Here is a 15,692-nt window from a genome sequence, read left to right as displayed (position 1 = left end):
CTTGCAGTATCATCCTTAAAAAGGGTTTTAAGTAGCGGTATTAAGCCAATTTTTTCAAGAAAAGAACGAACTATTATTAACCCTGCATCTGAAGAAAGATTACCTCCACCGAAATCATATGAAAAACTTTTGTTGAAGTTAAGTGAATTTTGATGTAAACTTGTCATAGAAAGAACCTCTTTTCGTGATATAGTTTTTGTTTTAACGCTTTAACTTTAACACAAAATTAGGTTCTTTTCTTTATTTTTTTGTTATTTCACCCAATGGGTGCAAAGTCCAATTTGTTGGACTACTTGTTAATACTACGATTCAATCATTTTTGATGTTTTCTATGAATAATTCAGGATAAATTTCCTTATGGGTTTCGAAAAGTCTATTTTATAAAGATTCATAATAATTATGAAAATTTTTCCACAAAAATGAAATTTCAAAATATAATAATTGCATATATGTATATAGACATATAATTGCACACAGGACAACGTTTACCCAGTATCTACTTATAACAATGTATTCGAAATAAAACAATTAAAATTTTCAAAATATTATTGATAATTTTAACTTATATAATTGCAAATGTTGAAATTTTTTGAAAAACATGATAAGATAAAGAATATTAATATAAATTTATAATTATATTAAAAAAATCATAAATATCCATATGATGATAGCGAGAGATACCTTATTAGGAGCCGAAGAAGCAATATATGGACACTCAAATCTATATAGAATCTTTCAGGCAAAAGGATCGCTATTTGATGGAACTCTGGAAAGACCGCAATGGCGCCGAAGGAGCAATACATTATATTATAACGTAGAAACTCTCAGGCAAAAATACAGAGGAATATGAGTGACGATATTGTTATTCGTATTCTTTTTTTATAAAGTTTATAGCAAATTATAAACTAATTAATCATTATAGGAACTTAAGTAAAGACTTTAATTTATATATGTTTAAAACGCCTAAGAGTATTGCGTATTTGTCCATGCATAAATTAAGTATATTTGAAATGGAAGATTTTGTCCATAACTTTGAGCTTTTAAATATTCTTCAAAGAAAAATGTTTTAAATGAAAAATTTGCATAATTAACACTAATAATTTTGAAATACATATGTAGATGGATTTTTTGATTCTCTCTACTACATTTTGTACTCCAAAATGCTTTAAATGTATTATGCAATTTCATCAAATAATTTTAAAATGATAGTTCATAGTAATTTTAACATTATTGATAATTATAGGAACTTAAATAAAATCTTTAATTTATACATGGCCAAAAACATTGCGTATTTATCTATGTATAAATTAAGTTTTATTATGTAAATCCTATATGAATATCTTTAAATTACGATTTGCTTAATGAACTATTATATAATTTTATTACAATGATAATCATGATTAATATATAATCAAATTTTAAATTTGCAATAAATTTTTATTTTTATAAGTAATTATCCCAATGAATACAATATAAAAGGCAAAGGACAGCCTTATATATGTATATAATAATTAAAGTATTTCCTTCATGTTGATATGTTGAAAGGAGTGGAAAAAATGGAATGTTGTTGTAATCATAAGGGTGTTAATGCTAAGAAAAAACAATTGGATTTAAAGAAACTAACACCAATACTAGAGAAATATAAGGGTTTATCGGGAAGCCTAATAAGTATTCTTCAAGAAGTACAAGAAGTATACAATTATTTACCTATGGAAGCTTTAAACTATATAGCCGAAGAAATGGGAATAAAGCCTGCAAAAATACATGGTGTTGCAACCTTTTATACCCAATTTAGGTTAGATCCTGTAGGTAAGTTTGTTATTATGCTGTGTCAAGGTACAGCATGTCATGTTAATGGCTCAAAAGCTATTGAAGAAGCTATTTGTGATGAGCTTGGCATTAAGGAAGGTGAAACAACACAGGACAATCTATTTACACTGGAAAATGTGGCTTGTCTTGGCTGTTGCAGCTTATCCCCAGTCATGATGATCAATGGAGAAACCTATGGAAATCTTACTCCAGATAAGGCAAGAAAGATCATAAATGAAATCAAGGAAAAGGAAGGTAAGGGGGTATAGAGTATGAAGATAATTATTGGTCAGGGAAGCTGTGGGATAGCAGCTGGAGCAAATAAGGTTCACACAGAATTTCAAAACCAAATACAAAGTAAGGCTCTTAACGTAGAGCTTACACTTACTGGTTGTATTGGTATGTGTCATCTTGAACCCATTGTAGATATAGTAGATGATGATGGAGAGAAGACAACATATGTCAAGGTAAAGCCAGAAATAGTAGATGAAATAATAACAAAGCATATTATTGAAAATAAAAAAGTTGACGAATATATGATAAATGAAATTGATCAGATGATAATAGATAAGCAGGAAAGGATAGCCCTTAGAAATTGTGGGCTCATTAATCCTGAATTTATTGATGAGTATATAGAAAAAGGCGGATATAAAGCTGCTGAGAAAGCTATTACGGATATGAGTCCAGATGAAGTAATAGAGGAAATAAAAATAGCAGGATTAAGGGGTAGGGGAGGAGCAGGATTCCCTACATGGTTTAAATGGAATGCGGCGAGGAAATCTCTTGGAGAAACTAAATATATTGTATGTAATGCAGATGAAGGAGATCCAGGGGCATTTATGGATAGAAGTATATTAGAGGGCGATCCCCATAGCTTAATTGAAGGCATGATCATTGGTGGATATGCAATGGGTGCTAAGGAAGGTATTGTTTATGTTAGAGCAGAATATCCTTTAGCTATTGTTCGCTTGAAAATTGCAATAAAACAAGCTAGAGAAAAAGGATTTTTAGGTGAAAAAATATTTGATGATGATAAATTTAATTTTGATATAAGAATTAAGGCTGGTGCAGGAGCTTTTGTATGCGGTGAAGAAACAGCCCTTATTGCCTCCCTAGAAGGGGAAAGGGGTATGCCTAGACTTAAGCCCCCATTTCCAGCCCAAAAAGGATATTGGGGAAAGCCTACAAATATAAACAATGTTGAAACCTTTGCAAATGTTCCTTGGATACTTTCAAATGGTGGGAAGGCCTTTGCTGCACTGGGAACTGAAAAGAGTAAAGGAACTAAGGTTTTTGCCCTTACTGGAAAGATACGAAAGGGCGGTTTAGTTGAAGTTCCTATGGGAATAACCCTTAGAGAAATTATTTTTGATATCGGTGGAGGCATTAAAGATAACAAAAAATTTAAAGCTGTTCAAATGGGTGGACCATCGGGAGGATGTATACCAGCCCAGCTTTTAGATACTCCAGTTGATTATGACTCAATAAATAACACAGGAGCAATAATGGGTTCTGGTGGAATGGTTGTAATGGATGAGACCACTTGTATGGTAGATATGGCACGCTTCTTCTTAGATTTTACACGTAAAGAGTCCTGTGGAAAGTGTATATATTGTAGAATCGGCACAAAGAGAATGTTGGAGATTCTCACACGTATTTGTGAAGGGCAAGGAAAAGATGGAGATATAGAGTTATTAGAGGAACTAGGTGCCAAGATAAAGGAAGGATCACTGTGTGGTCTTGGGCAGACTGCTCCAAATCCAGTTCTTAGCACACTAAGATATTTTAGAGAAGAATATGAAAAGCATATATATGATAAAGAATGTCCAGCCAAGCAATGTGAAAATCTACTTAGTTATAATATCTTAAAGGACAAGTGTATTGGTTGTACTCTTTGTGCTAGAAAATGCCCAGTAGGAGCAATTACTGGTAATGTAAAACAGCCTCATGTTATAGATAATGAAAAATGCATTAAATGTGGTGAGTGTAAAAAAGTATGTAAATTTGAAGCGATAGAAGTTAAGTAGATAGGGGTGAAAATATGTCGGAAATAAGATTAAATATAAATGGAAGAGAAGTCCTAGGATATAAAGGGCAGACTATACTTGAGGTAGCGAGGTCAAATAATATAGAAATTCCTACCCTTTGTTATGATGAGAAAATGGAAATCTATGGATCATGTGGACTTTGTGTTGTAGAGGTAGAAGGTGTTCCAAAACTTTTAAGGGCATGTGCTACAGAGATAAGGGAGGGGATGGTTGTTCAGACAAACACTGACCGTGTAAGGGAGTCAAGAAAAACTGCATTAGAGCTTTTACTTTCAGATCATGTAGGAGATTGTCGCCCTCCCTGTGTATTGGCATGTCCAGCAGGCACTGATTGTCAGGGTTATGTGGGACTTATTGCAAATGGTGAATATAAGGAAGCCTTGAAGCTTATAAAGGAACAATTGCCATTACCTGCAAGCATAGGAAGAGTATGTCCACATCCATGTGAAGATGCATGTAGGAGACAGCTTGCCGATGAGCCTATATCTATTGCATGGTTAAAGAGCTTTGTAGCCGATATAGATTTAAAGGACGAAGAAGTATTTATGCCTGAGATTAAACCACCTACAGGAAAAAGAGTAGCTGTTATAGGTGGTGGACCAGGAGGTCTTACGGCAGCATATTATCTTGCAAAGGAAGGGCATAAGGTCGTAATATTCGATGCTATGCCTGAAATGGGAGGTATGCTTAGATATGGGATACCTCAATATCGACTTCCCAAGGAAGTACTAAATAAAGAAATAAGAATAATTGAAAAAATGGGCGTAAAAATGGTTAATAATTTAAGGGTTGGCAAAGACGTAGAATTTAGTCATATAAGAAAGACCTTTAGTGCAGTTTACGTAACTATAGGAGCCTGGGAAAGCGGAAGTTTAAGATGTCCAGGAAATGACTTAGAAGGTGTTATAGGCGGAATTAATTTCCTTACTAAATTTGCAGTAAATGAACCTATTAGAACTGGTGATAGAATAGCTGTAGTAGGTGGAGGAAATACAGCTATGGATGCCTGTAGAACAGCTATAAGACTTGGAGCCAAGGAGGTTTATCTATTATATCGTAGAACCAAGGAAGAAATGCCTGCTGATGATGTAGAAATTAAAGAAGCAGAAGAAGAAGGAGTAACCTTTAAATATTTAGTTAATCCTATAGAAATAATCGGTAACAATGGAAAAGTTCATAAAGTTAGGCTTCAAAAGATGAAACAAGGTCCAGCTGATGCCAGTGGAAGAAGAAGCCCTATTCCTATTGAAGGCGAAGAAGAAGTAATAGAAGTAGATTCAGTTATTTGTTCAATAGGGCAAAAAGTTAATGCTACTGGCTTTGAAGAATTAGAACTTACAGAAAAAGGAACTATCTATGCTGATGAGAATACCTATCAAACAAATTTAGAAGGTGTCTTTGCTGGTGGAGATGCAACTAATAAGGGTGCCAGCATTGCTATAGAGTCTGTTGGTGAAGCAAAGAGGGCAGCTGAAGTTATATGTAAATATCTTGAAGGTGAGATAATACCATATAAAAAGCCTTATTATGTAAAAAGACATGATTTAACAGAGGAAGATTTTGATTATGTTGAAAAGGCAAACAGACCTCCTATGCCTCATCTAGCTCCAGAGATAAGAAAAAGCAATTTTGAGGAAGTAGTATGTGGATATAGTGAAGAAGCTGCCAAAAAGGATGCAATGAGATGTCTTGAATGTGGATGTCATGATTTTTTTGAATGTCAGCTCATAAAATATGCAAACGAATATGATGTGAAACCTGAAAGAATTACTGGAGAGCTTCATAAACGAAAATCAGATGATGGACATCCCTTCATAGAGAGGAATTCTGATAAATGTATTCTTTGTGGTTTATGTGTAAGGGTCTGTGATGAAGTCATGGGAGTTGCAGCCTTAGGATTGGTGGATAGGGGCTTTGATACCATAGTTAAGCCTGCATTAGATAAACCATTAAAAGAAACAGATTGTATATCATGTGGGCAATGTATCAGTATATGTCCAACGGGAGCCCTTGGAGAAAGGCTTTCTATAAAGAAATCTGTTCCTGTTAAAGCAAAGGAAACCCCCACAATTTGTTCCCATTGTAGTGTTGGATGTAATATTAACTTAAATACAAAGGGAAATATGCTTATGAGGGCTCTTCCTAATAAGGCAAGCAAGGTTGATGATGGACTACTTTGTGCGAAGGGAAGATTTGGATTTGATATAGCCTTAAAAAATACAAGACTTACAAAGCCTTTAGTGCGTAAAGAAGGTAAGCTAGAAGAGGTTTCATGGGAGGAAGCAGCGCTTTATACTGCAAAGAAAGCAAAGAGTCTAACATTACTTTATGGAAGCAGCTCTTTAGCTGTAGCTGTTTCAGATAAATATACAAACGAAGAGATATACTTAGTATCAAAGTTTGCAAAAGATGTATTGAAAACTGACAATATTGTTTCCTTTAATAGCTTACAGCATGGAATAAAGGATGTACTTGGATATGATGCCTCTACTAATACCTTTGAAGAAATACTTTCCACAGAAACTATTCTTCTTATAGGGTCTGATATAATGAATGACCATACTATTGTTGGTCTTAAGATTAAAAAGGCAGTAGAAAATGGAGCAAGTCTTATTACAATTAATCCATCTGATACAAAGGCAGATGAATGGGCATATAGAAAGATAAGGCCTGAAAATAATGTAAATTTCTTAAAGGAAATAGCCAAAGCCTTAATTGATAATGGATTCATGCCATCAGCTGAAAGGGCTGTGGGCTTTGAAGAATTAAAATCAAGCCTTGAAGAGATTAATGTTAGTGAAAATGCCAAAGAAATAGCAGATATTTATGGAAACTCAAATAAGGCTATGATTATATTTGACCAAAGCAGTGTTACAGCTGACGCAGCAAAAATGATTGCAAACGTGGCTGTTATATCTGGGCATATAGGGAAAGCACGTAGCGGTATCATACAGCTTAAAGCCAATAATAACAGCCAAGGACTTGTAGATATGGGTATTAGTAGGGATTCAAAAGAAATAGTCAAAGGTATACAAGAAAATACTATTAAGGGATTACTTGTATTTGGAGAAGATATACCAGATGTGGATTTAAGCAATCTAGATTTTCTAATGGTTAGAGACATTCATTTGACTGAAACTGCAAAAAAGGCCGATGTTGTTTTGCCAGCTGTTAGCTTTGCTGAATCTAGAGGAACATATACAAGCAGTGAAAGAAGAATACAAAGAATAAATCAAGCTATACCGCCTCTTACAAATGTGGAAAACTGGCAAATAATAATAAAGCTAGCTAATGCACTGAGTACAACTATGGAATATAATAGTCCAGAGGACATACTCGACGAAATATCAATGAATATACCAGAGTATTTTAGAGTTAATAAAGAAATAGACCAATATGTATTCTGGCCAGTTAATAAGAACCCAATACTTTATTCAAATGGTAGTGGATTTAACTTCCCAGACAAAAAAGCCAAGCTTCAAGTTGTTGAGGATGGAAAACTATTTGAGAAAAGGGTTAATACAAGCAATCTTAATAATAGCTTCATACAAAAGCTTAAAGATGAAGGGTTAATTTAGATAACAAGAGTATTAGGCATTATTATTTGTGTCAAGGCAGGCTGCTTTTAAAACTGAGTTTCTGTAGTAAACCTCCAAATTTTGGATACTCCTTTCAATATCTCTCATTTACTACAGTAAACTCAGACTTTTTTACAGCCTGTCACTTTATTTTGTTAATATGGGTTAATATTGTTGATTTTTCCAATAATCTTTTTGAAAGCTTCATTAACATGAAGCTTTTTGTTGCGCACTACTATTTTCTATCATTACTAATATTTTCATTAGATGGTTTTGAATAATTTTTTATTTGGCTAGTTATTATCATAATATAAGCCATTTTCCTAATGTTTTAGCCTTTTTATATAGGGTATCAAATAAATATATGTAAAATTTATTTACTTGATAAATAATGACAATGTAGATTATAATGTTTACAAATACAGACAAAAATCTACAAATTACGCATAGCTATTTATTTTATTAACTATGTGGGGGTTATGTTATATGTTAAGGATTCTTGAATTAAAAAGAATATTGAAAGAAAATTCTAAGAAAATCTTAGTTGTGAATGATTTATTGTCATTTAAAGATATTTCCCTAAACCCGACAAAGGCTGCTTTTAAGATTTGTATCATGTATATGACAATAGGTAGTTTGTGGATATTGTTATCTGATAAGGTTTTAGAAGTATCAATTGATGATATAAAACGTATTAACATATTACAAACTTATAAAGGATGGACTTATATTATCGTAACAGGGGTAATTTCATTTCTATTTATTAAAAATTTACTAACAAAAATCCAATTTGTTTCAAATAAATTATATGAAAGCTATCATGAACTTAATTTGGCATATCAAGAATTAATAGTTACAAAAGAGGATTTAAAGAATAAGTTTCAAGAAATTAAATTAAGTAAAGAGGCTTTAGCAGAAAGTGAAGAAAGGTATCAGTTAGCTGTTGAGGGTGCTAATGGTGGTATATGGGATTGGGATATAAAGAGTAATAAAATGTATATTTCTTCTCGGGCGAAGAATATATTAGATTATGAAGATTTTGAAGGTGAATATTCCATTGAAGTATGGAAGAGTCTTTTACATCCTGATGATAAAAATAAAGCAATAAAAACATTTTATGACTATTTAAATAAGAAGGCAGATAGCTATAACAGCGTCTATAGATTGAGAACCCAAAATGGGAATTATAAATGGATATTAAGTAGAGGACAGGCTATATGGGATGAAAATGATGAACCAATCAGAATAGCAGGATCACATACAGATATTACTGAACAAAAAATAAATGAAGAAAAATTTTTGAAGCTGGCATATTATGATTTGATAACTGGATTACCAAATAGAGCTATGTTTGAAAAAGAACTCATAGCTAGAATATCTTATGCTAAAAAAACTAAAACAAAATGTGCTTTATTGTACTTTGATTTAGATGATTTTAAAAATGTTAATGACACACTTGGGCATACATATGGAGATGCATTATTGAAAATGGTTGCAAAGGAATTAAAAGAATATAAAAAGGAAGATCAACTATTAGCTCGACTTGGAGGAGACGAGTTTGCTTTGATAGTTTCAAATATTGAAAATCTAAACAATTTACATAATTTGGCAGATACCATAGTTAGTTCCTTAGAAAAACCATGGATACTCAATGGACAAGAATTTTATATTTCTGCAAGCATTGGAATTGCAATTTTTCCCTGCCATGGACAAGATTTTCAAACTCTACTAAGAAATGCTGATACTGCAATGTATTGTGCAAAAGAAGAAGGCAAAAAAGGTTATAAAATTTACAAAGAAGAGATGTATATTAAGAAAATTGAATTTATTAATATGAAAAAGAGTTTAAGATATGGAGTAAAGAATGAAGAATTCTTTCTTACCTATCAATCAGTAGTTGATTTAAAGAAAGATCAGGCAATTGGTTCAGAAGCATTGATTAGATGGAATCATCCTAAAAAAGGATTAATATCACCAGATAGATTTATTCCCATAGCTGAAAAAACTGGAATAATTAAGGAGATTGGGAAATGGGTCTTAGAAACAGCTTGTAAGCAAAATAAAATCTGGATAGATAAGGGATATAAGCCTACCAAGATATCAATAAATATGTCGGCATTAGAATTTAAACAAATAAATTTTGTAAGTAATATAAAGAGAGTTTTAGAAGAAACAGGATTGGATAGCAAATATCTAGTTATAGAAATTACTGAAAATATTGTTTTGGAAAATTTAAATCAGACCATTGAAATCCTTAATGAACTTAAAAAAATGAAAATAAAAATTGCGTTAGATGATTTTGGAACAGGGTACTCATCCTTAAATTATTTAAGAATATTACCTATTGACTTTTTAAAACTAGATAAAACCTTTATTAATAATGTAACAAAAAAATGCAAGGATCGAGCCATTACTGAATCTTTAATAAAATTAGCCCATGATATAGGTTTAAAGGTTGTTGCTGAAGGAATAGAGACAGAAGAACAATACCATTATTTAAAGAATATAAATTGTGATCTGGGACAGGGATATTTATTTAATAGACCTTTGCCCTCAAACGAATTTGAGAAAATATTGGAAAAAGGGCTCCCTTTCTTTGCACAAAATAAAGATAATAAAAATTAACAATCGATTATTTAACTTTTAATTAAAATGAACATTATGACTATTTTATTCCCTGAGTTTTATCAACAAATCTAAAAACTTTTACAAACATAAAAAAGCGTGCTAAGGCTCTACCACTAAATGCCAAAAACAAATATATCGGATCTACTCTTGAATAAAGATTTAATATTTTCATTAAATCCCAAATGGAGTTTAGATTGTTATTATTAAAAAAATCTGAGATACTGGGGCTCAAAAAAATTTTATAATAAACAATACAAGGGGTACGCAATATTAATGTAATGATAAAGATTTCTAATAGTGTTTTGCTACATATAAATGTTTTTATTTCACAGAAATTATATTTTGTATTCAAATATTTTTTGCCTAAATTTAGTAGGTTCAAGCTTATAAATACAAATAGGCTGAAAGAAGTCGCATAGAATAATCTATTTAATGCTACTGCCATAGAATATCCTATATATCCACTATAGCTGATAACTCTAAACCTTAAAAAAGAATATATAGTATCAATTGTTAAAAGCAGCATTAGTTTTACAGAAAGAAATACTGTGAGGTTTGATATACTTTTCCTAAGAACTTCTTTGATTGAGTATCTTTCATTTTTAATAATTACTTTATAACTAATAATAGCTATGGAATAAAATAGAGAAAATGCTAGAATATATAATATACCCATAAATATTTCTTTTCTAGCTCCTATATTAGTGGGTAAATATTTGAATTCACTTATAAAATAATACATTTTTATTGGTTTTATATAAAAATAAAATATAAACTCTATAAACATTAAAAAAACTAATAAAAAAGAATAATTTCTATGTTTTTTATTAAATTTAAAGCCATTAAACATATTATTACCCCCACTAATAGAATAATTTAATCTATATATGTTATATCAATAATATACCAAAAAAGTAAATACGTGTATAAAATGTTTTATACACGTATCAACTTTCCAAAGTTTAGTTTGGTTTGATTAAAGTTGCATCTAATTTAGTTAGTATTTCTTCAACATAAGTCTTTGTTTTTCCTGTTGAGTTTGAAGGAACATTCATTATATAAGTTATATCCTTAAGTTCTTTATAACCTGATAAATATTTATCAGTATATACTAACTGGTTAAACATTTTTCACATATTAAAGAGAGTTTTTTCTTTAAAAACACAAGTTTATAAGTTTAATTATGTAACCTAATTACTATTAAAAAAGCTTTCTACCGCTTTTTTCACACTAAAATAAATTTTAATACTTTCGAAGCTAGATACGAAACTAGCAAATATTAATTCTTTGTCTATATGCTCAGCTACAGATCTTTTTATTATTTGTTGGCTTTTAAACTGATATATCAGAAAATTAGTAAAGCCTGATCTCATAAGTACTTAATAATTAAAATTAGCACAATAGCCCTTGACAAAATATGTATAATTCTATATATTTTTATATATACTAAAATATTATAGTTATATGTAAATGTAATGATGGGAAGAGTAGGTATATGGATTTAGTTACAGAGAGCCGGGAGATATGTAGTTTTATATCTATAGGTGAAAGCCGGTACTGAAAAGTATACTGAATATGGCCCCTGAACTATCTGGCTGAAAAACAAGTAGGTCAGGTCGGATTTGCATCCGTTAAAAATGCAAGGTGATACTTAGTCACTTACTGAGATTATTGTGGTAACATAATAATGAATTAGGGTGGTAACGCGAGATATCCTCGTCCCTTTTGGGGGGACGGGGTTTTTTGTTATTTGAGAAACTTGCATAATTAACACTAATAATTTTGAAATACAATATGCAGATAGCTTTCTTGACTCTTTCTACTACATTTTGTATTGAGAAATTCTTTAAATGTATTATGCAATTTCCTCATTTAAATTTAATAGAAATATTTTTAATTTCTATCAATAATTTTCCATCAAAGACATACCATCAAAATACTTAATCTTAACCTCAATCTTAATCTAAATATATAAGGAGGAATAAAAAATGAGTAAAGGAAGATATTACATTACAACCCCTATATACTATCCAAGCTCAAAACTTCATATAGGGCATACTTACACTACAGTAGCTGCCGATGCAATGGCTAGATTTAAAAGAGCTACTGGCTATGATGTAAAGTTTTTGACTGGTACAGATGAGCATGGTCAAAAGATTGAAAGAGTGGCAAAGGAGTATGGAATGTCGCCAAAGGAATACTTAGATAAGATTGTAGGAGAAATAAAAGAACTTTGGAAGACTATGGAGATTTCCTATGATATATTTATCAGAACCACTGATGATTATCATGAAAGAAGGGTGCAGCAGATTTTCCAAAAGCTTTACGATAAAGGTGATATCTATAAGAGTAACTATGAGGGTTGGTATTGTACACCATGTGAATCCTTCTGGACAGAAACACAATTAGTAGATGGCAAATGTCCTGATTGCGGTAGAGAAGTAGAACTTACTAAGGAAGAGGCGTACTTTTTTAAGCTTTCAAAATATCAGGATAGACTTCTTAAGCTGTTTGAAGAAAATCCAGAGTTTTTAGAGCCAGTATCAAGAAAGAATGAAATGATAAATAACTTCTTAAAACCAGGCTTGGAGGATTTATGTATAACTAGAACTTCCTTTGATTGGGGAATTCCAGTACCCTTTGATAAAAAGCACGTTATCTACGTATGGCTTGATGCACTAAGCAACTATATAACTGCTTTAGGATACCCTGAAAATGAAGAAGGAGATTATTCTAAGTTTTGGCCTGCTAATGTTCACTTAGTTGGTAAGGAGATAGTAAGATTCCATACAATAATATGGCCAGCTATGCTTATGGCTTTAGATATTCCACTACCAAAGAAGGTATTTGGACATGGATGGATTTTACTTGAAGGCGGGAAAATGTCTAAGTCTAAGGGTAATGTAGTAGATCCTGTAGTATTAGTAGAAAGATATGGAGTAGATGCGCTAAAGTATTTCCTTCTTCGTGAATATTCCTTTGGGCAGGATGGGGTATTTACTAATGAAGTACTATTAAATAGAATAAATTCAGACCTTGCCAATGACCTTGGAAATTTAGTAAGTAGAACTATTACAATGATAGAGAAATATAACGGTGGAATAGTACCTAAACCAAAGGTAGATGGTGAATTTGATGAAGATTTTAAACAAGTAGCAACTTCTGCATGGGCAAAGGTAGAAGAAAAAATGAATAATTTAGATTTTAGTAATGCCCTTGAAGAAATCTGGAAAGTAGTAAGAAGAACAAACAAATATATAGATGAAACCACACCATGGATTTTGGCTAAGAATGAGAAAAATAAAGATAAATTAGATACGGTGCTATATAATTTAGCAGAAGCAATAAGAATTATCTCAATTCTTATTCAGCCCTTTATGGATAATACTGCAAGGAAGATATGGATACAGCTTGGTATAGATGAAGGACCTTCAACAAGTTGGGAAGCGTCAAAGGAATTTGGAAAGCTTGAAACAGGAATCAAAGTTCATAAACAGCCACCTTTATTCCCACGTATAGATGTAAAGAAGGAATTAGAAGAACTTGAGAAACTTAATAAGAAAAATGCCAAGAAGGAAGAAAAGAAACAAAAGAAAGAAAGTGAAAAAGAAGAAAAGGGTGAGATCACAATCGATGATTTTGCAAAGGTAGACCTAAAAGTTGCTGAGGTCATAGAGGCTGAAAAGCATCCAAAGGCAGATAGATTATTAGTTCTAAAACTCAAGGTAGGAGATGAAACTAGACAGGTGGTATCAGGGATAGCACAGCATTACAAGCCAGAGGATTTAGTAGGTACAAAAGTAGTGCTTGTAGCTAATCTAAAGCCTGTAAAACTTAGAGGAATAGAATCTCAAGGTATGATTTTAGCTGCAACAGCAGGAGATAAGCTGACTCTTGTTACAGCGGATATTGAAAGTGGAAGTACAGTAAGCTAGTATAGATATTCCAGTAAAACAGTTAATTTATACACATCAAAAATCCTTAAAAACTCTGGATATTTTGATATATATAAATTGAGTTTTACTATGGGAAATCTATATGGCTAGCAGTCGTTACAGGCTGCTAGCCATAATTTTTAGGTATTTCTATGATTATTATTGAAGGTGAAAATATGACTTTTTCAGCAATTTCTCATTCTTCTTTGATAATGCTTTATTCGTATTTATTGATTATTGTAATTCTTTTGTAGTCTTTAGCTGCTTCCATTCTAATGTTAAACCTATTGCCAAACCAATATAAAAGTTTAGCTGTTCATTTTAAAAGAATGGTTTTAAAATCCTTAATTCATCAGCTTTCCGACTCTTCTAACCCTGATTATATTGAAGATTAACTGCTCTACAGCAGTATATATTCCGTTTACTATCCAATATAATCCTATTATTACTGGTGCCTTTGTAATAAATAGTGCATTAACTATTAGTATTGATATTAGTATTGACTTATTTGGTTTTGCAAGTCCTATTCCTTTAAACCATTTTAGGTAATACATTATATTGGGCGACAATTGAATAACAGCAGATATTATAGGGACTAAATAGTAGGGATCAGGCGTTTTCAAGTTACCAATCCAAGGTAATATTACTGTACTTCCTACTTCAACTGGTATTACTAATATTGCTCTATATAAAGATATTATTATTGGAAGCTGTATAAAACTAGTTAAACATCCCCACATGCTGGAAGCATATTTTGCTGTTACTCTAGTAATTTCTTTTTCCATATTTTCTTTATCATTATGATATTTTTTCTTGATAGCTTCTATTTCTTTACTGAGTTCTTGTTGTTGTTCCATACTTTTTCTTTGTTTAATCGTTAATGGAATCATCATAATTTTAATTGTCAATGTTATAAAAATGATTGTTATTCCCCAATCACCTATGACATTATTTACTTGAGCTAATAGTGTACTTATCAATTCAGTAATAATATTCATCGATTATCCTCCTAGTTTTTATTGGTTTAAATCGCTGAATATTAATTTTCTCTTTTCGTAGAATCTCCATATATCATATTTATGATAAACTATGACATCTTCTTTATCTATGTCAAGATTATAGTCAAAATTTAATTTCTTTTCATCATAATCAGCTAATATTACAGTAGTAAAAAAATATAGTTTTCTGTTTCTATTATAATGTAGATAAAATATAGATAGCAGTACTGTTACCATGACTATCTGAAATATTATACTAACATCTAAATTCATTTTATCACCTTCTAAAATTGTTATTCTCTCTATTTTTAAAGATTATATCATTTCAATATCAGCCAGTCAATTTATGTATCCATATTTATTACAATTATAGCGAAATTTAATCTTTTTAAATTTATCTTTAGGGAAAAGTCTTTGATACAGGATTTTTCCCTATTTTCATTATTGCTATTTTATGCAATATTATATTTTGTATTAGATTATTTAGTCTGACTTAAGCTTTTAAGATAAAATAATTTGCAGTTATTGATAAGATTCAGGGTGGAATGATGTCTACTTGCCTCTCAATATATTACCAATATAATCAAATAGTTCTGATTTTATCAAAATATAAAATTTATTTGATATTGTTACATATTTCTACACTTTTCTTACAATTGTTATGCTATAATGACATCTGTATGTGTCAAAGAAAAA

At 31.2% G+C, this 15,692-nt stretch carries 9 protein-coding genes, 2 riboswitches and 1 other annotated feature; of the genes, 5 read left to right on the top strand and 4 right to left on the bottom strand.

Annotated features, from left to right (window positions below; genetic code table 11):
• Positions 1-661 precede the first annotated feature (661 nt).
• Positions 662-761, top strand: a riboswitch (glycine riboswitch).
• 3 nt (positions 762-764) lie between these two features.
• Positions 765-842, top strand: a riboswitch (glycine riboswitch).
• A gap of 714 nt (positions 843-1,556) precedes the next feature.
• The 4 genes from nuoE to BUB36_RS16485 all read left to right on the top strand — a co-directional run bounded on the left by nuoE (position 1,557) and on the right by BUB36_RS16485 (position 10,060).
• Positions 1,557-2,078, top strand: a complete 522-nt coding sequence (gene nuoE / locus BUB36_RS16500) for an NADH-quinone oxidoreductase subunit NuoE (RefSeq protein ID WP_073152832.1) — start codon at positions 1,557-1,559, stop codon at positions 2,076-2,078.
• Positions 2,079-2,081: 3 nt separating this feature from the next.
• Entirely contained in the window at positions 2,082-3,836 is a 1,755-nt protein-coding gene (locus tag BUB36_RS16495; protein WP_073152829.1) for an NADH-quinone oxidoreductase subunit NuoF, read from the top strand.
• 14 nt (positions 3,837-3,850) lie between these two features.
• Positions 3,851-7,435 (top strand): molybdopterin-dependent oxidoreductase, encoded by a 3,585-nt coding sequence (locus tag BUB36_RS16490; protein WP_073152826.1) that lies wholly within the window; start codon positions 3,851-3,853, stop codon positions 7,433-7,435.
• A 486-nt stretch (positions 7,436-7,921) separates the two neighbouring features.
• Complete coding sequence (locus BUB36_RS16485) at positions 7,922-10,060, top strand: bifunctional diguanylate cyclase/phosphodiesterase (protein WP_073152823.1); 2,139 nt, start codon at positions 7,922-7,924, stop codon at positions 10,058-10,060.
• A gap of 40 nt (positions 10,061-10,100) precedes the next feature.
• Here BUB36_RS16485 and BUB36_RS19490 read toward each other — a convergent pair whose 3' ends face one another.
• Both BUB36_RS19490 and BUB36_RS19845 read right to left on the bottom strand, forming a co-directional pair.
• On the bottom strand, positions 10,101-10,508 hold the full coding sequence (locus BUB36_RS19490; protein WP_131821318.1) for a hypothetical protein: 408 nt from the start codon (positions 10,506-10,508) through the stop codon (positions 10,101-10,103).
• Between the two features lie 517 nt (positions 10,509-11,025).
• Positions 11,026-11,190: a hypothetical protein gene (locus BUB36_RS19845; RefSeq protein WP_165613125.1), complete on the bottom strand. Its 165-nt coding sequence runs from the start codon at positions 11,188-11,190 to the stop codon at positions 11,026-11,028.
• A 339-nt stretch (positions 11,191-11,529) separates the two neighbouring features.
• Positions 11,530-11,790 (top strand) — a binding site (T-box leader).
• Positions 11,791-12,051: 261 nt separating this feature from the next.
• Between BUB36_RS19845 and metG the strand changes: the two genes are divergently transcribed.
• Positions 12,052-13,998 (top strand): methionine--tRNA ligase, encoded by a 1,947-nt coding sequence (gene metG, locus BUB36_RS16475; protein ID WP_073152817.1) that lies wholly within the window; start codon positions 12,052-12,054, stop codon positions 13,996-13,998.
• 344 nt (positions 13,999-14,342) lie between these two features.
• Here the strand turns inward: metG and BUB36_RS16470 are convergent, their stop codons facing one another.
• Together BUB36_RS16470 and BUB36_RS16465 are read right to left on the bottom strand one after the other, a co-directional pair.
• The gene (locus BUB36_RS16470; RefSeq protein WP_073152814.1) at positions 14,343-14,996 is read right to left on the bottom strand and encodes a YidC/Oxa1 family membrane protein insertase; all 654 of its coding nucleotides are present in this window, start codon (positions 14,994-14,996) and stop codon (positions 14,343-14,345) included.
• A gap of 18 nt (positions 14,997-15,014) precedes the next feature.
• Positions 15,015-15,269, bottom strand: a complete 255-nt coding sequence (locus BUB36_RS16465; protein WP_073152811.1) for a hypothetical protein — start codon at positions 15,267-15,269, stop codon at positions 15,015-15,017.
• Positions 15,270-15,692: the final 423 nt, after the last annotated feature.

It is taken from the genome of Paramaledivibacter caminithermalis DSM 15212, assembly GCF_900142245.1.
In the GTDB taxonomy this organism is placed as follows: domain Bacteria; phylum Bacillota; class Clostridia; order Peptostreptococcales; family Caminicellaceae; genus Paramaledivibacter; species Paramaledivibacter caminithermalis.
Note: the sequence above shows the minus strand (reverse complement) of the source record. Positions and strands in the feature narration are given on the sequence as shown.

Coding starts and splice junctions, on each gene's coding strand:
- nuoE (WP_073152832.1), top strand. CDS start 1,557: ATGGAATGTTGTTGTAATCATAAGGGTGTTAATGCTAAGAAAAAACAA.
- BUB36_RS16495 (WP_073152829.1), top strand. CDS start 2,082: ATGAAGATAATTATTGGTCAGGGAAGCTGTGGGATAGCAGCTGGAGCA.
- BUB36_RS16490 (WP_073152826.1), top strand. CDS start 3,851: ATGTCGGAAATAAGATTAAATATAAATGGAAGAGAAGTCCTAGGATAT.
- BUB36_RS16485 (WP_073152823.1), top strand. CDS start 7,922: ATGTTAAGGATTCTTGAATTAAAAAGAATATTGAAAGAAAATTCTAAG.
- BUB36_RS19490 (WP_131821318.1), bottom strand. CDS start 10,508: ATGGCAGTAGCATTAAATAGATTATTCTATGCGACTTCTTTCAGCCTA.
- BUB36_RS19845 (WP_165613125.1), bottom strand. CDS start 11,190: ATGTTTAACCAGTTAGTATATACTGATAAATATTTATCAGGTTATAAA.
- metG (WP_073152817.1), top strand. CDS start 12,052: ATGAGTAAAGGAAGATATTACATTACAACCCCTATATACTATCCAAGC.
- BUB36_RS16470 (WP_073152814.1), bottom strand. CDS start 14,996: ATGAATATTATTACTGAATTGATAAGTACACTATTAGCTCAAGTAAAT.
- BUB36_RS16465 (WP_073152811.1), bottom strand. CDS start 15,269: ATGAATTTAGATGTTAGTATAATATTTCAGATAGTCATGGTAACAGTA.